Source organism: Tsuneonella rigui (assembly GCF_003958625.1).
GTDB lineage: Bacteria > Pseudomonadota > Alphaproteobacteria > Sphingomonadales > Sphingomonadaceae > Tsuneonella > Tsuneonella rigui.
This window is the reverse complement of record NZ_RSEL01000005.1, coordinates 242998-261165: the sequence shown is the minus strand read 5'-3', so window position 1 is coordinate 261165 and position 18168 is coordinate 242998. Positions and strand designations below refer to the sequence as shown.

Annotated in this window: 18 protein-coding genes and 1 tRNA gene; 10 read left to right on the top strand and 9 right to left on the bottom strand. The window is 63.5% G+C overall.

Features of this window, described 5'->3' with window-relative positions:
* Window positions 1-219: 219 nt before the first annotated feature.
* The 7 genes from ELY12_RS02000 to ELY12_RS01970 all read left to right on the top strand — a co-directional run bounded on the left by ELY12_RS02000 (window position 220) and on the right by ELY12_RS01970 (window position 6174).
* Window positions 220-1542 carry a tyrosine-type recombinase/integrase gene (locus ELY12_RS02000; protein ID WP_126175025.1) on the top strand — a complete coding sequence of 441 codons (1323 nt, stop codon included), beginning with the start codon at window positions 220-222 and terminating at the stop codon, window positions 1540-1542.
* 553 nt (window positions 1543-2095) lie between these two features.
* The gene (locus tag ELY12_RS01995) at window positions 2096-2353 is read left to right on the top strand and encodes a helix-turn-helix transcriptional regulator (RefSeq protein WP_126175024.1); all 258 of its coding nucleotides are present in this window, start codon (window positions 2096-2098) and stop codon (window positions 2351-2353) included.
* Between the two features lie 184 nt (window positions 2354-2537).
* Window positions 2538-4082 (top strand): YfjI family protein, encoded by a 1545-nt coding sequence (locus ELY12_RS01990; protein ID WP_164549376.1) that lies wholly within the window; start codon window positions 2538-2540, stop codon window positions 4080-4082.
* Between the two features lie 511 nt (window positions 4083-4593).
* Window positions 4594-4920 (top strand): hypothetical protein, encoded by a 327-nt coding sequence (locus ELY12_RS01985; protein ID WP_126175022.1) that lies wholly within the window; start codon window positions 4594-4596, stop codon window positions 4918-4920.
* Window positions 4921-4934: 14 nt separating this feature from the next.
* Window positions 4935-5312 (top strand): hypothetical protein, encoded by a 378-nt coding sequence (locus ELY12_RS01980; protein ID WP_126175021.1) that lies wholly within the window; start codon window positions 4935-4937, stop codon window positions 5310-5312.
* Between the two features lie 29 nt (window positions 5313-5341).
* Window positions 5342-5803, top strand: a complete 462-nt coding sequence (locus tag ELY12_RS01975; RefSeq protein WP_241229682.1) for a DUF5681 domain-containing protein — start codon at window positions 5342-5344, stop codon at window positions 5801-5803.
* Window positions 5800-6174: a hypothetical protein gene (locus ELY12_RS01970; protein WP_126175020.1), complete on the top strand. Its 375-nt coding sequence runs from the start codon at window positions 5800-5802 to the stop codon at window positions 6172-6174. Before ELY12_RS01975 ends, ELY12_RS01970 begins: the two co-directional genes overlap by 4 nt.
* 407 nt (window positions 6175-6581) lie before the next feature.
* On the opposite strand, the gene ELY12_RS01965 is transcribed toward ELY12_RS01970, so the two are convergent.
* The 3 genes from ELY12_RS01965 to ELY12_RS01955 all read right to left on the bottom strand — a co-directional run bounded on the left by ELY12_RS01965 (window position 6582) and on the right by ELY12_RS01955 (window position 9181).
* Window positions 6582-7226, bottom strand: coding sequence for a hypothetical protein (locus tag ELY12_RS01965; RefSeq protein WP_126175019.1), 645 nt, complete (start codon window positions 7224-7226; stop codon window positions 6582-6584).
* Between the two features lie 101 nt (window positions 7227-7327).
* Entirely contained in the window at window positions 7328-8239 is a 912-nt protein-coding gene (locus tag ELY12_RS01960) for a DNA-methyltransferase (RefSeq protein ID WP_206435746.1), read from the bottom strand.
* A gap of 96 nt (window positions 8240-8335) precedes the next feature.
* Window positions 8336-9181 (bottom strand): EcoRI family type II restriction endonuclease, encoded by an 846-nt coding sequence (locus ELY12_RS01955; protein WP_126175017.1) that lies wholly within the window; start codon window positions 9179-9181, stop codon window positions 8336-8338.
* Between the two features lie 108 nt (window positions 9182-9289).
* Between ELY12_RS01955 and ELY12_RS01950 the strand changes: the two genes are divergently transcribed.
* Entirely contained in the window at window positions 9290-9898 is a 609-nt protein-coding gene (locus ELY12_RS01950) for a hypothetical protein (protein ID WP_126175016.1), read from the top strand.
* Between the two features lie 85 nt (window positions 9899-9983).
* Here ELY12_RS01950 and ELY12_RS01945 read toward each other — a convergent pair.
* The 6 genes from ELY12_RS01945 to ELY12_RS01920 all read right to left on the bottom strand — a co-directional run bounded on the left by ELY12_RS01945 (window position 9984) and on the right by ELY12_RS01920 (window position 15662).
* Window positions 9984-10059 (bottom strand) — tRNA-Lys (locus ELY12_RS01945).
* Between the two features lie 88 nt (window positions 10060-10147).
* The gene (rodA, locus tag ELY12_RS01940) at window positions 10148-11218 is read right to left on the bottom strand and encodes a rod shape-determining protein RodA (protein ID WP_126175015.1); all 1071 of its coding nucleotides are present in this window, start codon (window positions 11216-11218) and stop codon (window positions 10148-10150) included.
* Window positions 11219-11259: 41 nt separating this feature from the next.
* Window positions 11260-13164, bottom strand: a complete 1905-nt coding sequence (gene mrdA / locus ELY12_RS01935) for a penicillin-binding protein 2 (protein WP_126175014.1) — start codon at window positions 13162-13164, stop codon at window positions 11260-11262.
* Window positions 13161-13718 carry a rod shape-determining protein MreD gene (gene mreD / locus ELY12_RS01930; RefSeq protein ID WP_126175013.1) on the bottom strand — a complete coding sequence of 186 codons (558 nt, stop codon included), beginning with the start codon at window positions 13716-13718 and terminating at the stop codon, window positions 13161-13163. Before mreD ends, mrdA begins: the two co-directional genes overlap by 4 nt.
* A complete protein-coding gene (mreC, locus tag ELY12_RS01925) occupies window positions 13715-14605 on the bottom strand; it encodes a rod shape-determining protein MreC (RefSeq protein ID WP_126175012.1) in 891 nt (296 codons plus the stop codon). Before mreC ends, mreD begins: the two co-directional genes overlap by 4 nt.
* 13 nt (window positions 14606-14618) lie before the next feature.
* A complete protein-coding gene (locus tag ELY12_RS01920) occupies window positions 14619-15662 on the bottom strand; it encodes a rod shape-determining protein (protein ID WP_126175011.1) in 1044 nt (347 codons plus the stop codon).
* A gap of 192 nt (window positions 15663-15854) precedes the next feature.
* On the opposite strand from ELY12_RS01920, the gene mutL reads away from it, so the two are divergent.
* Both mutL and ELY12_RS01910 read left to right on the top strand, forming a co-directional pair.
* Window positions 15855-17639: a DNA mismatch repair endonuclease MutL gene (gene mutL, locus ELY12_RS01915; RefSeq protein WP_126175010.1), complete on the top strand. Its 1785-nt coding sequence runs from the start codon at window positions 15855-15857 to the stop codon at window positions 17637-17639.
* Window positions 17639-18139, top strand: a complete 501-nt coding sequence (locus ELY12_RS01910; protein WP_126175009.1) for a hypothetical protein — start codon at window positions 17639-17641, stop codon at window positions 18137-18139. The genes mutL and ELY12_RS01910 overlap by 1 nt, the downstream gene beginning before the upstream one ends.
* Window positions 18140-18168 lie beyond the last annotated feature (29 nt).

The window sequence follows — 18168 nt, the reverse complement described above, 5'->3', positions numbered from 1 at the left end:
CTCCGGCTTCGAAAATGGGAGGGGTGGTGGACGCTGTAGGGTTCGAACCTACGACCCGCTGATTAAGAGTTTGGATTACCCAAAATTAGCGCACGTTAGCGCAGGTATTCGTAAGTAAGCGATTGATTGAATTTCCTCGTTTCTTAGGTCGGAGACGTAAGGCGTAGGTTATCGTACGGTGCTGTAGTCAACTTATGGCGCACTTACGAGGACCTTACGATGCCGAAGCTTAAACTGACCAAAACCAACATCGACCGGGCGGCTAGACAGGGCGGCAGTTCGGACGCACTCTACTGGGATACGGATACGAAGGGCTTTGGCCTTCGCGTGACTCCCACGGGACTGTCGAAGTTTATCGCCCAGGGCCGCGTCCGTGGCACCACAAACGACGTGCGGGTGACGATTGGCAGTTACGGGGCGTGGACTGTGGAGCAGGCGCGCCGCAAAGCTGACGAGTACCGCCACCAATTCGAGCAGGGTGTGGACCCACGCGAGTTGGAACGGGAGCGCAAGGCGCTTGGCGTGACGTTGCAAGAGGTATGCGACGCCTACGTGGGCCGACCCGGCAAGCTGCGCGCCAGCACAGCGGACGAAATCAAGCGCCACGTGGCGAAGGTTTTCACTGCCTGGCGGGACAAGCCCATCGCCAGCATCACCCGAGAGATGGTGCGCGACCGGCACGCGGAGCTAGTCGAGAGGGGCCTAACCGGTAAGCCCGCACCCGCGAGCGCCAACGCGGCGTGTGTCACGCTTCGCATCCTGATAAATTTCGCGATGGACGAGTACCGTCGGTCGGATGGTCGCCCCCTCATCGAGCACAACCCAGTCGGCGCGCTCAAGCACCACTGGTCGAAGCTCGGCAGCCGCACCGAACGATACATCGACCGCGGCAAGGTCGGTGCGGTGTGGAACCTGCTCCAGGAAGCACGGGCCAACCCCAAGAACCGGGAGGCGCTGGCAGGCATCGACCTAACCATCTTCCTCCTGTTGACAGGCGCGCGGCGCGACGAGGGCGCAGCATTGACTTGGGACCGGGTGCACCTGTCCGACGACCCCGCGGAGTGCTCCTGGCACCTCGACGTGCGCAAGCAGGGCGAGCCGATCACGCTTCCGTTGTCCACACAGGCCGCGGCGCTGCTCCGCGCGCGCCTGGCAGTGGCAAACAAGCTCGCGGAGGACACCGGCGAGGAGCGCAGCCCGTTCGTTTTCCCAAGCTGGTCTAAGGCGGGCAGGATCATGGACGCCAGAAGCGCCATGGAGTCGGTCAGCAGGGTCGTTGGCAGGCACCTCAGTCTCCACGACCTGCGGCGCTCCTTCACGAACTACGCTATGCGCGAGTGCCGCGTGGAGAAGTTCAGGTGCGACCTGCTCACCGGCCACAAGCCTGCGCAGGAGGACGTGACCGCCCGCAACTACCTCGACCTCGCCAACCTTCAATGGCTGCACTCCGAAGTGGAGCAAGTTGGCAGCTTTATTGAGCAGCAGGGCAGGGTGGCAGCCGCCCAGGCCAGCGGCGTGAACGTGGTCACCTTGCGGGCATAGCGCCAGCTCCCCGGACAAGCGCCGTCCAGCGCTAATCGGCCCCGCTCCCTACTCAGGCAGCGGGGCCTCCCATTTGCGCTGTAGAGCGCCGCCAGGGGCCAAATCGAAATCAACCCTTCCACCGCGAGTATTTGGCGTGCGATAAAGGGCAAGTGACTGAGGACGAAAACCATTGGGAGTTGCGAGTGTATCCGCAACAGGCGTCGTACCGATGCCGCCTCTGGGAATGGAAGGTTTGGTCCGGACCGGACCTGCTGGCTAGCGGATTGACCGAGGGTTCCGAGCGCGAAGCAAAGCGGGAGGGCCGAGCAGCAATTGACCGGCTTTTGATGAAGCAGAAGCGCGCAAAGAAACCGCTTGCTTGACGAACCCGCTCTTACGTAACGTATGCCCCTGGCCAGCCTCCGCTGAGCCCGCACGCACCGGCCGGGGTTCTGGGAACACGGTCGGGGGCGCTACGCTCCAGTGCGGTAGGTTGAGGCAGTAATTGCAGCCCATGGTGGTGCGGTTGGCGTCGGGAGAACCGACGTACACCTCATTTCGGACCACCAGCATGAGCCTCCTCAACAACGCACAGGCCGCGGCGCTGCTAGGCATCGCCCCCAACACTCTAGAATTCTGGCGCCATCGCGGTCGCGGGCCGACCTTCGTCAAGCTCGGTGATGCACCCCAAGCAGGCGTGGCATACGAGGAAGCGGACGTCCTCGCGTGGCGTGACGCCCGCAAGTTCGCGAGCACTAGCGCTTACAGCCCTGCCGCCGAGGCGAACGCCAGACAGTCCATCAGACGCGAGGGCGGCGGAAGTCGCTGATCGAGAGTCCGATTCCGCGCGCGCGATGCTGCTCGGAAGACCGTCGGAAGCTACCCCCAACGAGAAGCGGCGGGACGCGCAAACATCCGGCCGCTGGAGCAATCAACCATGGTACACATAACAAATCGCGCTTGCGTCAAGCAAGCCATTGCTCGGCGACACTACAAAGCGGGAGGGCCGAGCTGTGGTCAAATTCGCTGAGTTCTTCGCTCACGACTTCCCAGATGAGCCGCAGCTACCGCGGCCCAGGCCGCTGGTCGAGGACGAGCGAGCGCAGCCCTACCCGGTAGACGCTCTGCCGTCCGTCATCCGCGACGTGGTTGAGGAGGTGGCCGGCTACGTGAAGGCCCCCACCGCGCTCATCGCCGCCAGCGCCTTGTCCGCGGTGTCCACAGCGGTGCAGAGTTGCTTCAGCGTGCAGCGGGACGCGGCCCTTACAGGCCCTGCGACGCTCTACCTGCTGACCGTCGCAGAGAGCGGCGAGCGCAAGTCTACCGTTGACCGCTTCTTCACTGCGCCAATCCGCGAATGGGAGGCGGAGCAGAAGCGCAGCCACCGCGAGCGGGTAGCGCAGTACAACGCCGATCTCGAAGATTGGGAGCGGCGCGGTGAGGACCTGCAACGCAACATCGCTGGTGGCTTCATTGACGTGCATGCCGCTGGCAATCTCGACCCTCGGGTGACCCACCAACTTGAGAAGCCAAGGCAGTCCGCCCGTAGGCGGATGTTGCGAGGCGATGACACCCCCGAAGCTTTGGCTATGGCGCTCGCTGACTACCCGGTAGCATCAGTCATCAGCGCGGAGGCCGGTACGATCTTCGGCTCCCATGGGATGAATGCCGAGGCGGTAATGCGCAACCTCGCCCAAGCAAACGTCATGTGGGACGGCGGCGTGATCCAGCGCGACCGTGTTTCAACGGGCGAGTTGCAGGTCGAGGGGATGCGGGTGACGATGGGCCTACAGGTCCAGCCTGCCGTGCTCGACGCCTTCGTTCAAAAGACGGGCGGGCTGGCGAAGGGAATTGGGTACTTCGCCCGCTTCCTTTTCTGCCACCCCGAGTCCACCCAAGGCGGACGCTACTACGATGAGCCGCCCGCGGACCGACCGGCGCAACGTACCTTCGACCACCAGATGACCACGCTGCTAGCGGCTGAGCCGGTTTTTGATGAGCACGACCGGCTGGTGCCGCACTTCGTGGGATTTGACGCCGCTGCTCAGCAGGCCTGGATTAGGTTCCACGACGAGGTGGAGGAGAAGCAGGGTCCCGAACAGGAGTACGCCAATATCCGCGACGTGGCGAGCAAGGCCGCGGACAACGCCGCGAGGCTGGCCTGCTGCTTCCACGTCTTCAGCGGTGATCCGAGCATGAGCATCGGGCTGGTGAGTATGGTTGGGGCCTGCCGGCTCATGCGCTGGTACCTCGACGAGGCCGTGCGGTTTGCGCACTCCGCCGGTGCCGCGCCCGAGCTTGCCGACGCCCAATTGCTTGAGGAATGGCTTGTCGCTCGGGTCCGTGCACAACCCAAGCAAAGTGCGGCCGTTCTGGTCGCCGTCAACGAGGTGCGGAAGAAGGGGCCGAACCGGCTGCGCCAGGCGCACAGCAGGCGCTTGGACGACGCGCTGGAGCTGCTGAGCGATCACCACAGGGTGCTCGTACTCCGCCGGGCCGGCAGGAAGGGTCGCGACATCTACGTGCGTGCCGAAGTGCTCGCTGAATACAGCCGATGAGGTCTGTCGAGGTGCTATTGTCGCGGGTCGTCGCAACCGGAAAACCCGTCGCTGCGACTATCGTCGCGGGCGCTAACCACGGTTTTCTGCGGGTTTACGCACGAGCGTCGCGATCGTCGCGGTCGCAGGCGGGCAGTGCGCTGCAAACGTCGCCAACGCAGCGTCGCTGGACGACTGATAATTTAGCTACTCCTCCCCTTTTGGACGCAACAGCGGTGCTGGCGCGACAACCGGCGCGCCGTTCTCGCGACGGTTGCGACGATAGCACGCGGGGCCGCAGAAAAGCTGGGGCTGCGCTGTCGCAACTTGCTGCGATGACACCGCGACGACCCGCGACGATGCTGACGCTCAAGGCTGCGCAGGCCCGCGCATCTAATCCCCAATCAGTGAGACGCGTGCGAAACACCTGACCTAAACGACTGTAAAGCAAGTAAAAAGCAGGAGCGCCGCAACCCAGAACAGGGTAAAAGCACGCAGTCGTAAGTATTCGATCAAACTCGGAGCACCCTAGATGGCCACGGCCCCCATCGACACCCGCGTCTCTCCCTCGCTCGACGCCGAGCGGTTCAGGCTCATGGACGGGTATAACGACGACACGAGGCAGTTCGTTGACGGTGTCATCAATGCGTTCAACGACATCTACACGACTGTTTCCGCGGTGCATGACCCCCGCGCGAATGCCGAGGCGAACCCTGCTTGGACCCCTGAAAACCGGGTCCTGATCGTGTCGAAGGCGGCCGAAGCGCAGAAGAACCGCTCGCTGACGCGCTTGGCGAATGCAGAGCGGGACCTGCGCGCCAACATCGCTCACACCGAGGAGCAGCTACCCGCCCGCTGACAGAACGGGCTGGTGTGGGCACGCTGAACGACGCGGTGCGCGCTCACGTAAAGACGCTCGATCGCAGCGAGCGGGGGGCGTTCATGCGCAACGCTTTTGACGAGGACGATGGGCTCACGCTGGAAGCGGTGCTCGGCGCGCCGTACTACCTTAGCGGCTTCACCAAGCTCGACCACGAGCATTTCGTCCGCACGTATCACGAGCGGCGGAACCCTCATCTCGTCCAGCGGCTGGACTTGATGAATCGGTTCCTCGACGAAATCGAGCGCAACGGCCCCATCGTACATGCGGCCTTTGACAAGGCAGTGGGAGCAAAGCCCAGCTTGGTGAAGGCGATCAACGCGGCGAACGAGCGCGCGCTCGCTTCGCTTAATATCCAGCCGACCGCCTAACCGTGTTCCGCGACTGTTGAGATCAGGCCATGTCCGAGCAAACTCCATCCCAAGCGGCCACGAGCGCCAGCCCCCTCGCGGTATTGCCGGACGGGCGCTGGCAGAAGGGTGTAAGTGGCAACCCGAAGGGCCGTCCACGCGGCATCCTCGACAAGCGCAGCAAGATCACCCGCGCGCTGATGGACGACGGCCCCGCAATCGCCCGTGTGGTGATCGAACAGGCGCTTGAGGGCGACCTACATGCCTGCTCTCTGGTTCTGTCCCGCATCGCTCCGGCCCTGCGCTCCGAGGGTCTGCCGGTGACCTTCGATTTCGACGCCGCCGCCCCCATCGCCCGGCAGATCGAGCAGGTGCTTGAAGCCATGGCGGCGGGCGCGGTGGCACCCGAGGTCGGCAAGCAAATCATCGATGCCATCGATGCACTCAGTTCTGCGCGCGCTGTCGAGGAACTGGAGGCGAGGATCATTACGCTGGAGGCGAGGCAAATATGACGTACGCTACTTGGGAGCCGCGGCATCGTCTCACGACGGTAGCACCGGGAAAATCCGACCTGTTCGTTGTTACGCTGATCGACGGGAAGCGTGCGATGGTTAGCGCGATAGTCGACTACAATGACGCGCTGGCGAAGGCCCGCGCTTTCCACCGCGATCACCCCTGCCAGATCAAGGTGCTGCCAATGACAGGCGCCGAGGTGCACAACCTGTTCGGACTCTGCGCCCCGGAGGGGCCGCAACCGATGACCGAGGATGAACGCAGGCTGGTGGTCAGCACACTCACGCAGATCGCGCGAGACAGCACCGATGCAGACGCACGCGGCGAGGCCTTCGAGCTTCTGACCCGGATGGGACTCATGAAGCTATGAGAGAGACCGCGCGGATTGCAGACTTGCCGCTAGAGGTCCGGCGCCAGCAGGAGGTGGATCGGCAGCGGGAGCTAGGCCAAGGTCTTACGCGCCGCCACCTCGCTACCGCTGAGGACGAGCGGCACTACCTGGCGGTGCAGGTGGCCAGGCTGCTGAGGGCGGGGGCCGCAGTGTCCGCCAAGCTCCGCGGGCAGTAACCACGTGGGGGTGCGGTCCATGCGCGCGCGTGTTCAGCGGCTGGAGCACGCCCGACAGGGACAATCTGCCGTCGCGGCGGACTTCGGCTCGTTCGCCCAGTTCGAGGCATGGGCCGGGCTCGCTATCGGCGACGGCTTGCTGGACCAGCGCGACTTCCCCGTGGTCATTACGTGCCTTCGCAGGTGGGAGAGCGGAGAGGGCCGAGGCACTTAGTTGATTACAATCCGCGCCCGTCGGCCGGATTGCCGCGCGTGGTCCCTGATTTTATAAAGCCGAGTTCCGCGCGGGTAGATGCTCAGATCGACGTGCACCTCCTGGCCGGACACAGGATCACGGACGCTTAACCCGACATTTGACCCAATCGCGTCCTCGGTAGTGATTTGCCACAGTCGCTTTGGATCAACATTGTACCGGCTGACCTTTTGGGTGCCATGCTTGTTCTCTGACCACTGATTGACCAGCGGATAACCCTGAGCGCGAAGGTCGATCACCCAGTTGGTTTCGGAAACAAGCGATTCGATAGCTGACCCCACCTCCTCTAGGACACTCCAACGTGGTGCTGGCCCACGCGACATTACGTCCCAAAGAAGTCCATCGATGTTGTCAGTTGGTCGTCCCACAGCCCTCCCAGCTGTGCTCATCCGCTTCTTAACGCGATTCCCGAAATTCTTGGTTTGACCGACATACCGGATCGACCCTTGCGCACGGCCGCCAACACTGTCGACCTCGGTCGGGTCATGGATGGCGTATGTGATCCAAACGCCGGGACGGGTGACCTCACGCGCTAGCGCGAACTGCTCATCGACCTGTAATTTGAAATCTGGGTCGCGATAGTATCGGGTAAAGCCCTTCATCGTCCGAAACTCCCTGGGCTATCGCCGCCGCAAAGGTCCAATCAGACGGACCGATTGCCCGGGCGGCTGATATTGCTCTATTTCGAGCGCGCCACGGCATTCTAGGTCAGAGCAGCGTAAGCATCGCTCAGGTTCTCGACCCCTTCAACGACTTCATACTGGCGTACGCTGTCTAGTAGCCCCTCGGACCGGAGGAAACCTAGCTGCCGCGCCATGTAGTCGCGCAACACAGGGTCGGCATCAGATGATATGCTGTTGCGGCCTTCCTGAATTGCGACGCGCGCAGTGACGCCGCTGCCAGCAAAGAAGTCAAGGACGGTGGAGCCAGGGTACGACAATGCGCGGACTAATCGCTCTATGACCTTTGCAGGCTTCTGGGTGGGATGTCCTACACGTTCCAGAGAGTTGCCGTTCAGCCGACCGATACGCCAGACGTTGGTGGGGTTACGGCCCTTTTCGACTGACTCCGGATTGAGGCGCTTGTCCTTCAAATAGGCGGCCTTCGTCTCCTCGTCGTAAGGTTCGCGTACAGCGTCGAGGTCGAAGTAATACTTTTTGGTCTTTGCAAACCATGCGATCTCCTCGTGGCGGTTAGCAAAGAAGCGCTGAGCGCTCATACCGTTTGGGTAGTTCCAGATGATGAGGTTAGCGAGCAGCATCTTGCTGTGCTCGCGCATGTGGGAGATGATTGAGAGCAAGTCACCGGAGCCAGCCTCACCCTGGTACTGAAGGCCTCCGAAGATCGCGATACTACCGGTCGGTGCCAACACGCGTTCAGCCTCCGCCAGCCAATTCTGAGCCCATGCGATATAGTTTGCGTGCTCGTCCCAATCAGCCAACAGAATGTTGTACGGCGGGTCGCAAATGATCAGCTGTACTGAGGCGTCGGGTATCTTCGCCAGCACATCAAGGCAATCTCCCACCTCATAAACGTGCTTGGTTGGGCCGGAGGCAACAGCCGAGACAAGCCCATCCGACGAGTGTTTCTGCCCCGCCTTATTCAATGCGTTCATGGCACGATGACCGGCGTTGCGGTGCGATCGGTTACCCATCCTGATTCACTCTCACTTGTCGGTTCGATCCTGCACGCGTGCCTGGTACCCCAGCTCTTACGCTATGTCCGGCCGCGGACTTAGGTCGTCTGCAATCACCTTGAGTGCGGTACGGGCCACATCGAGCATGACCTTGGCCATTTCAACAGCCTGCCAAGGGGTGTGCTTGCAAAATAGCGAAGCGATCTGAAACATATGCTCAAAACTGCCAGCTTTGACGGTGATATTCTCGCAATAATTCTGATTAATCTCGCGAGACAGGCTGCTCGCTGTGACGCGATCGATACGATTCAGTAGCCCTGAATTATGCACCACTTTGACCATACGTCCGTCTGGGCGGCAGACTTCAAATGTCTCGATGGCGAAGTTGGAGCCCTGCAAGAAGACCACATAAGGAAAGTGTTTTTCGTCGAGCATGAAATTGCGCAGCTCGAGGACGTTTTTGTGCATTCGCTCGATCGCGTTGCCCGCCGCCATAAAGTCCTGATCCTTGTTTTTGCCTTGCAGCTTTCCAGCTAGGATCATCTCCACGTCGTTGCCCTGGTGCTTTGATTCGCCGACCAAAATGACGCGCCACTTACCGTTCCGGTCGCGCACCTCAGTGATCGCTCCATCAGGTTTTATGCTGGCGCTTTCCACGAAGAGCGCTTGCCCAAGCCGCGGATCAAAGCTCCGGAGCTTCTCATTGATTTCCTTCTTGCTGAGCGAGGTACGCTGGCGGAACTCCAAGTCAGGGAACTGCTCGGTTAGCTTGGCGACCACGCCTGCGGTGACCTCGCGAATGGAAAGGTCATGCGCTTGGGCTGCCGCACCAAAGATGGTCAACGGTCCGCCGCCGAGCCGTTGCTGGATGCTCAGCCGGAGCGCCTGTCCTTTTCCCGTAAACTCGACTTCGCCAGCCATGGTGCCCCCCGTTCTCCTCGGGTCGGCGTATCAAAGGGTACCGTTGCGGGGAAGGCTCTGGTGGGGATATCCTCAAGCGTATCTTGGTGCTCGGCGAGAGGTGTGTTTGTGGCCATCGAGAATGACGACCAATTAAGGGAAGCCGTGCATCAATGCGGTGGGCTTGTTCAGGAGATCAGTGATTATCTCGCAGAGCACCCTGAGAAGGAGTGGCACGCACGGGTAAGATTTCCGCGTGGATATTTGAAAACCAACGCGGATATCCGCTCGCGCTTGCCCTTCATCGAAGACGACACTTTGAAGCGCAACGTCAGCTATGCATTGATGACGCACCAAACCCTGTACTGGATGGTGTTTCGCACTGACATAGGTGGGCAAGCGAGGGAGATGCTCATCAAGGAAGCGGTTTGCCTCCTGGGCGCAATTTGCGAGAGCATATCTATCTTCCCCGGCACACCTGGTCTCGGGCGAGGCAAAAGCTTTTCGAAACGCATGGACCGCCTTCTTGAGCTTGAAGTGATCGACAAGTCCGCGCGAAAGCGGCTCCAATGGCTGTGGGACAAGCGCAACCAGGAGCACCTATACGATGTGCCCTTCCGAGAGTTTGACCACTACTCGAATGCCGACTGGGTCAAAGGTGTGAAGGCCTATCGCGCTCTAAGGGACGCACTCACGGATTGGCGCTGCCCTCTCAGAGTCGTGCAAACGCCGGTGTAGCTTACGACTGGCTTACGGGCGCCGCGCAACCACAACGTCGGTCGCGCTAAACGCGCTATAAGTGCCTGTTTTTACGAACTGAAAGTGGTGGACGCTGTAGGGTTCGAACCTACGACCCGCTGATTAAGAGTCAGCTGCTCTACCAACTGAGCTAAGCGTCCACGTGCCGTTTCGGGCAGTCCCGAATCGTCGGGAGCGCCGCATATAGCGCCCCTTGCTCGAATGCCAAGGGGCGCGATGCACGGGGGTTCAACCGAGGGTGCGGCGCCCGCTCCGCACATTCCAGCGGTTGATCATCATCAGGCTGCCGAGGCAGATCATGTTGGTCATCATCGAGCTGCCGCCGTGGCTCATGAACGGCAGCGGGATGCCGACCACCGGGGCCAGGCCCATGACCATCGACAAGTTGATCGCGGCGTAGAAGAACACCGTCGCAACCATCCCGCCGCCGAGCAGTCGCGAGAAGCGATCCTCCGACGCCAGCGCCACCCGCCAGCCCCAGCGCAGGACGAGGAAGAACACCCCCAGCACGAACAGCCCGCCGAGCAGGCCCCACTCTTCCGCCATCGTGGCGAACACGAAGTCGGTGTGCGGTTCAGGCAGGTAGTTGAGGTGGCTCTGCGACCCTTCGCCGAAGCCCTTGCCGAACAAGCCACCCGATCCAATCGCGATCTTCGATTGGGTGATGTGATAGCCGGTGCCGAGCGGATCGCTCTCGGGATCGAGGAACACGAACACCCGGTTGCGCTGATAGTCGTGCAGCAGGAAGAAGAACGCCAGCGGCGCGGCGACTGCCGCCGCTGCTGCTCCGCTCAGGAACCAGCGCAGCGGAAGGCCGGCAAGGAACATGACCACTAGCCCACCGAACGCAATGGCCAGCCCGGTGCCGAGGTCCGGCTGCAGCATGACCAGCGCGACCGGCAGGCCGATCAGGACGCCGGCCGGCACGATCGACCGCCAGGTCGGCACCATGCCCGACGGCAGGTCGCTGTAGAACCGCGCGAGCACCAGCACGATCGCCGGCTTCATCAGCTCGGAAGGCTGCAGCACGATGAAGCCGAGGTTGATCCACCGCTGGCTCCCCCCGCCGACGAACCCCAGCAACTCGACGCCGAGCAGCAGCAGCAGGATCAGCGCGTAGGCGGGGTAGGCGACGAAGCGGACCACCTCCTTGTTGAACAACGCCATCACGCTCGCCATTGCGAGGAAGATGAAAAAGCGCATCACGTGGCTCAGCGAGTAGGGCTGAAGGTGCCCGCCCGCCGCGGAATACAGCACCGTGGCGCCGAAACAGACCAGCAGGATCAGCGGAAGGAGCATCTGCCACGGCTGCCGCGCAATCGGGATGGGAACGATCGAACTCACACGACCCCCGGGGTGGCGATGTCGTAGTTGCCATAGCGGCGCGACATCCGCTCGATCGCGTTGCCGCCCCACTCGGCTTCCTTCGCCTGCAGGGTCTTGAGCGCCGTGGCGGGATCGAACAGGTAGGTCATCACGTCCTTGGCGATCGGCGCCGCGGCGCTCGCCCCGAAGCCGCCGTGCTCGACCACCACCGACATTGCGTAGCGCGGTGCGTCGGTCGGCGCGTAGCAGATGAACAGCGAGTGGTCGCGCGCCTTCCACTCGCTAACGTGACCGCGGCTGATCAGCTTGCGGACCTGCGCGGTGCCGGTCTTGCCGGCCATCTTGATTCCGCCAATGTCGATCCGGCTGCCGCCGCCGGTGCCGGAGCCGTTGACCACATCGAACATGCCCTTGTGCGTCACCGCCAATTGCTCCGGCGTGAAGGGGAGCGCGGGGCCGAGCTTGGGCTTGTGGCCGAACATCAGAGAGGGCTGCAAGTTTCTCCCGGTCGCAACTCGGGCGGTCATCACGGCAAGCTGGAGCGGATTGACCGAAACATACCCCTGACCGATCGAAGCGTTGAGGCTGTCTGCAGCCGTCCATTCCTGCTTGTAACGGCGCATCTTCCACGCCGAGTCCGGGACAGTGCCGTAGCGCTGGTTGGTACCGGGCAGATCGAACTCGATGCCCAGGCCGAGCATCTTCGCAACCGGCGCAATCTTGTCGTACCCGATCCGGTGCGACATGCTCCAGAAGTAGGTGTTGCAGCTGTGCTCGATCGCCTGCGGCATATCGACTGAGCCGTGCACCGCATCGCAGCGGAAGAAGCGGCTGCCGAGCCGGTAACCGCCAGGGCAGGGCACCCGCTCCGTTGGAGACACCCCGGCAAGTTGTAGCGCCAGGGTCGCCATCGGCTTCATGGTGGAGCCTGGAGGATAAAGGCCGCGCATCGCCTTGTTGAGCAAGGGGATATGGTCATCCTCGTTGAGCAGCTTCCACTCCAGTCGCCCGATCCCGCCGACGAAGCTGTTGGGGTCGAACGCAGGCATCGAGACCAGCGCTAGAATTGCGCCCGTCAAACAATCGATCACCACGACTGAAGCCGACTCCAGCCCGATGCGGCGAGCTGCGTAATCCTGCAGCGGGCCGTCGATCGTCAGCTTGATCGGCAGGCCCTGAACATCGGACCGCGTGCCGAGATCGCGCACAATCCGGCCGCCTGCAGTCACCTCGACCCGCCGTGCGCCGGGCTTACCGCGGAGACGTGGCTCGAAGTATTTCTCCAACCCGTCCTTGCCGACCTTATAGCCCGGAGTGATCAGCAGCGGGTTGTGATCCTTCTCGTATTCCTCGGCCGAGGCAGGGCCGACGTACCCGATGAGGTGGGCGATCGAGGGGCCGGTCGGGTAATAGCGGCTAAACCCGCGTTGGGGCACGACACCAGGCAGCTCGGGCAGGCGTACACTGAGCGCCGCGAACTGATCATAGGTCAGCCGGCTGGCAACCTCGACCGGTTGAAAGCCCCTCGCGTCATCGATCCGTTCCTTGAGGTCTTGCACCTCGGCTTGGTCGAGGCCGACGATCGGCGCCAGCACGGCGATAGTGGCGTCGACGTCGTGCAGCCGCTCGGGGATCACGTCGACCCGGAAGGCAGCCTTGTTGCTCGCCAGCGGGGCGCCATGACGGTCGAGGATCCATCCGCGCCGCGGGGGGATCAGCGACAGGTTTACCCGATTGCTTTCCGACTGGGTCCGGTACTTCTCGTTCTCGAAGATCGACAGGTAGGCAAGTCGGCCCGCCAGCAACACCCCCATTCCACCTTGCACGGCGCCGATGACGAACGAGCGTCGCTCGAACGTGTGCGAGAGCGTGGCAGGACTGACGATTTGACGGATACGGCGGCGCCGGCGAAATTTCATCCCAGCGACCTCACCCGGGTCAGGCGGAACCGGTCAAGGCCGGCAACAAACCGCGAGAGGAGGGGGATGAGGGCGACCGAAAGCACCAGTTGCGGGATGAGCACCAGAAATACGCCCGCCGAAACGGAGGCGCCCGAGAACATCGCCGCCAGCACGAGATACCAGGTCACAATCACGCTCGCGACGATCCAGTCCTGAAAGAAGCCCCGCCAAGGGAAGCGCGTCTCGACAAGCTCGATCCCGATCATCGTCGCTGACCACAGCAGCATGGCACAGCCCAATGGCTGGCCGCTGAACAGGTCATCGAACAGGCCGAGCGGGAAGCCCGCCCACACCGGTAGCAGCCCCGGGCGCACCAGCCGCCAAGACAGCAGCATGAGGTAGCCGAGCGGCGGCATCAGCGGCACGGCGCTGGCGATCGGCAATTGCGGAATGAGCGAGCCGAGCATCACCGAGACCCACGGCACCGCGTAGGCCAGCACCGGCGAGTGGGTCCGGTTGATCTTGCTGCCGTAGCGATCCCGCCGCGCGCGCGAGGACAGCTGGCCGGTCATTCCTCGATCGCCTTTTCGACCGGGGTCTGGGCGGCCTTGATCGCCTCGGGCTGCCAGATCGGTTCGACCGCGACATAGTCGGTGGCCGCCGGATCGCTGATGACCGCCGCAATGCCGCCGTCGCCGGTGACTTCCTGCAGGATGCCGACCGCGATACCCGGATGGTAATACCCGCCCGCGCCGCTGGTAACGAACACGTCGCCCTTCTTGAGCGGATTTATGCCGAGATTGATCAGCCGGATGCGCAGGCGGCCATCCCCGCGGCCCTCGGCGAAAGCGACCACCTCGTCCTTCGAACGGCGCACGGGAATCACGCTCTCGCTATCGGCTAGCAGCAGAACGCGCGAACTGTTGGCGCCCACTTCCAGCACCCGGCCGACGATACCGCGCGGGCTGCGCACCGGCATGCCGATACCGACGCCCTGGTTCTTGCCCGCGCTGAGGTACGCGAAGCGGCGCGTGCTCGCGGCGCTCGAGCCGATCAGGCGAGCGACCGTGACGGGCTTGGTCTCGCTCTCGCTGAAGCCGAGCAGCGCCTTCAGGCGCGCATTCTCGGTCTTGACCGCCTCGGCTTCCTTGAGCCGGATGCGGGCGAGCTCGACTTCCTGCTTCAGCTTGGCGTTCTGGCTGCCGGCCGCAAGGTATCCGGCAATGCTGTCGAATAGGCCCTGGCCGCCAGCGCGGCCGGCGGCGCTCGCTTCGCCTACCGGCGCTACGGTATCCGCCGCAGCGCCCCGCAGTCCGTTGAATGAGCTCGGCCGCCACAGGGATACGCCGAGCAATATCGCACCCACTGCCGCGCCGATCGCGGCGAGGACGTAGCCGGTGAACAGTCCATATTGCGCCCTGCGCGAATGCCCGGAGCGCCGTGCCGAGGTCGGCGCCATCTTAGTCGTACCCTCAGGCGGTCATCAAAACGCCGCGATAGATCGGATCTTCCATCGCGCGGCCGGTGCCGAGCGCGACACAGCTCAGCGGATCTTCCGCGATCGAGACGGGCAGGCCGGTCTCTTCGCGCAGGTGATCGTCAAGCCCGCTGATCAGCGCGCCGCCGCCGGTGAGCACGATGCCCTGGTCGACGATGTCCGCCGCCAGTTCAGGCGCGGTGTTTTCGAGCGCGATGCGCACGCCTTCGACGATCGCACCGATCGGTTCTGCCAACGCTTCCGCGATGTGGCCCTGGTTGATGGTGATTTCCTTGGGCACGCCGTTGACGAGGTCGCGGCCCTTGATGGTGATCGTCTCGCCGATGCCGTCTTCGGGCGGGCGGGCGATGCCGTAATCCTTCTTGATCCGCTCGGCGGTCGCTTCGCCGATCAGCAGGTTGTGGTGTCGGCGGACGTAGCTGACGATCGCCTCGTCCATCTTGTCGCCGCCGGTGCGAACCGAAGTGGTGTAGGCGAGACCGCGCAGCGAAAGCACCGCGACCTCGGTCGTGCCGCCGCCGATGTCGACCACCATCGAGCCGACCGGCTCGGTCACGGGCATGTCGGCGCCGATCGCAGCGGCCATCGGCTCGAGGATCAGGTACACCTGGCTGGCGCCGGCGTTCGAGGCGGCGTCGCGGATCGCGCGGCGCTCGACCGAAGTCGAGCCGCTGGGCACGCAGATCACGATTTCCGGATAGCGCAGCAGGCTCTTCTTGCCGTGCACCTTGCGGATGAAGTGCTTGATCATCTCCTCGGCAATCTCGATGTCGGCGATGACGCCGTCACGCAGCGGGCGGATCGCCTCGATGCTGTCGGGTGTCTTGCCCATCATCATCTTGGCGTCTTCACCGACCGCCTTGACCCGCTTGATGCCGTTGATCGTTTCGATGGCGACGACCGAGGGTTCATTGAGGATGATGCCCTGACCTTCGACATAGACCAGCGTGTTCGCGGTGCCGAGGTCGATCGCCATGTTCTGCGAGCCGAATTTCAGGAGATTCGAGAAGAAACCCATGGGTATGCCGTGTTCCGTATGAATTTCAGGCCCTTGCCGCCGCGGGATGCAACGGTACGACCCGGGGGTGACGGGGGATGTGCGCCCCTTACTGAATGGTGCCCGAAAAGGCTAAAAAAAGTTGCACCATAGTCCCCGGCAAACTCCTCAAACCGGCTCGAATTTGCGCCCGTTGGTCGCTAGGCCCGGCTGATGGCCGAAATCCGCCGCCTGCCTGAGACCTTGGTCAACCGCATCGCCGCAGGCGAGGTGGTTGAGCGGCCGGCGGCGGCGCTCAAGGAACTGGTCGAGAACGCGGTCGACGCCGGCGCAACGCGTATCGCCATCGTGCTGGAGGAAGGCGGGCTCGACCGGATCGAGGTGACCGACGACGGGTGCGGGATGTCGCCAGCGGAAATGGCGCTGGCGCTGGAGCGGCATGCGACCTCGAAGTTGCCCGACGAGAGCATCGAGCTGGTTGCAACGCTGGGCTTTCGCGGCGAGGCTTTGCCAAGCATTGCGAGCGTTGCGCGCTTCACGCTCGAGAGCCGGCCGCTTGGTGCCGAGCAGGGGTGGCGCCGGGTCGTCGATCACGGCGTCGTCGTCGAAGAAGGTCCCGCCGCGCTGCCTCCGGGGACGCGGGTGCGGGTCGAGCAATTGTTCGGCAAGGTGCCGGCACGGCGCAAGTTCCTGCGCTCGGCACGGAGCGAATATGCGGCGTGTCTCGACGTCGTTAAGCGGCTCGCGATGGCGCGCCCCGAAGTGGGCTTCACGCTCGATCACGGTGGGCGGCGTATCCTCGCCTTGCAGCCGGAGCAGGAGCTGACCGACCGGGTCGCGCAGATCGTCGCGCGCGAACTCAAGGACAACGGAGTCGAGATCGCGCTTGAGCGTGGTGGATTGCGGCTGTCGGGTATCGCCGGCCTGCCGACCTACAACCGCGGCGTGGCGGACCATCAATACCTGTTCGTGAATGGCCGGCCGGTGAAAGACCGATTGCTCGTGGGCGCGGTGCGCGGCGCTTACGCCGACATGCTCGCGCGCGACCGGCACGCGGTGCTGGCGCTGTTCCTCGACCTTCCGCCGGAAGAGGTCGATGTGAACGTGCATCCCGCCAAAACCGAGGTCCGATTTCGCGATCCCGCGGCGGTGCGCGGGTTCATCGTCTCTGGCCTGCGTCAGTCGTTGAGCGCCGGCGATCGGCGCAGCGCCCAGGCGCCCGATGCGGCTGCGATGGGACGGTGGATGCCGGAGCCCGCCGCGCTCGGATCAATCTTCAACGGACGCGATTGGAGCGCTCCGGCTCCGTCGGTGCGGGAGTCGGTACGCGCGTGGCATGCGCCCGAGGGCGAGGTCATGACCGCGCCGCTCGGTCGGGCCGAGGCCGCCGCGCCGCTGCCCGAAGAGGCCGAGGAGTACCCGCTCGGTGTCGCGCGCGGGCAGGTTGCGAACACCTACATCGTCGCCGAATCCGCTGACGGGCTGGTCATCGTCGACCAGCACGCGGCGCACGAACGTCTGGTGCTCGAACGCCTGCGGGCGGCGGGGGCGGGGGAGGCTACCGCTCGGCCGCAAGCGCTGCTCATTCCAGAGGTGGTCGAACTCGACGAACCCGACTGCGACCGGCTCGAAGCCGCCGCCGAAAAGCTCGCGACCATGGGACTGGCAATCGAACGTTTCGGACCATCGGCGATGCTCGTGCGCAGCCTGCCGCATGCGCTCGCGACCGCGGACCCGAATAGGCTGCTACCCGACATCGCCGACGACATCGCGCAGAACGGCGATACCCTGCTGCTCGGCGAGAAGCTCGACCTGATCTTGGCGACGATGGCTTGCCATGGCTCGGTCCGCGCTGGCCGGGCGCTATCGGTCGCGGAGATGAACGCCCTCCTGCGCGAGATGGAGCGCACGCCGCGCTCGGGGCAATGCAACCATGGACGCCCCACGTGGGTTAAGCTGCGCATGGAAGACGTCGAGAAACTGTTCGGGAGACACTGATGCGGGTCGCAATGATCGCCGGGTGTGCGCTGCTGCTGGCGGCGTGCGGGAAGGACGAACCGTCGCCGGCCGAGCAGGCGCGGATGGATGAGCAAGATGTCGCCGCCGTGGAGGCCGCGCAAGTCCCGCCGCCGACGCCGGTAACGCCGGAGCGGATCGGCATGCCCGATATCGAGAAGTACGACATGTTCGGCGCCGGCTGCAGCTTCGCTCCCGGAACCAGCATCGCGCCCGTCGCCCTGCTGCAACCGAAGCGCGGCTTCATGAAGATAGAGGGCAAGGTAATCCCGTTCGCGCCCGACGCGGGCAGCGGCGACCTACCGCTGGGCGCCAAGGGTAAGTACACCGGCGGGACCTATTCCTTCGTGCTCGACCTCGCGAGCGAAGAGGGCACGCAATCGGGCAGCGAAACGATCAACTATCCCGCGCGGTTCGAATTGCGTAACGAGCACGACCAGATCGTCTTCCAGAGCGACGGCACGGCCCAGTGCGGGTCTTGAGGGCAACAAAGAACCAACAGGGGAGCATC

Coding starts and splice junctions, on each gene's coding strand:
- ELY12_RS02000 (WP_126175025.1), top strand. CDS start 220: ATGCCGAAGCTTAAACTGACCAAAACCAACATCGACCGGGCGGCTAGA.
- ELY12_RS01995 (WP_126175024.1), top strand. CDS start 2,096: ATGAGCCTCCTCAACAACGCACAGGCCGCGGCGCTGCTAGGCATCGCC.
- ELY12_RS01985 (WP_126175022.1), top strand. CDS start 4,594: ATGGCCACGGCCCCCATCGACACCCGCGTCTCTCCCTCGCTCGACGCC.
- ELY12_RS01975 (WP_241229682.1), top strand. CDS start 5,342: ATGTCCGAGCAAACTCCATCCCAAGCGGCCACGAGCGCCAGCCCCCTC.
- ELY12_RS01970 (WP_126175020.1), top strand. CDS start 5,800: ATGACGTACGCTACTTGGGAGCCGCGGCATCGTCTCACGACGGTAGCA.
- ELY12_RS01965 (WP_126175019.1), bottom strand. CDS start 7,226: ATGAAGGGCTTTACCCGATACTATCGCGACCCAGATTTCAAATTACAG.
- ELY12_RS01960 (WP_206435746.1), bottom strand. CDS start 8,239: ATGAACGCATTGAATAAGGCGGGGCAGAAACACTCGTCGGATGGGCTT.
- ELY12_RS01955 (WP_126175017.1), bottom strand. CDS start 9,181: ATGGCTGGCGAAGTCGAGTTTACGGGAAAAGGACAGGCGCTCCGGCTG.
- rodA (WP_126175015.1), bottom strand. CDS start 11,218: ATGCTCCTTCCGCTGATCCTGCTGGTCTGTTTCGGCGCCACGGTGCTG.
- mrdA (WP_126175014.1), bottom strand. CDS start 13,164: ATGAAATTTCGCCGGCGCCGCCGTATCCGTCAAATCGTCAGTCCTGCC.
- mreD (WP_126175013.1), bottom strand. CDS start 13,718: ATGACCGGCCAGCTGTCCTCGCGCGCGCGGCGGGATCGCTACGGCAGC.
- mreC (WP_126175012.1), bottom strand. CDS start 14,605: ATGGCGCCGACCTCGGCACGGCGCTCCGGGCATTCGCGCAGGGCGCAA.
- ELY12_RS01920 (WP_126175011.1), bottom strand. CDS start 15,662: ATGGGTTTCTTCTCGAATCTCCTGAAATTCGGCTCGCAGAACATGGCG.
- mutL (WP_126175010.1), top strand. CDS start 15,855: ATGGCCGAAATCCGCCGCCTGCCTGAGACCTTGGTCAACCGCATCGCC.
- ELY12_RS01910 (WP_126175009.1), top strand. CDS start 17,639: ATGCGGGTCGCAATGATCGCCGGGTGTGCGCTGCTGCTGGCGGCGTGC.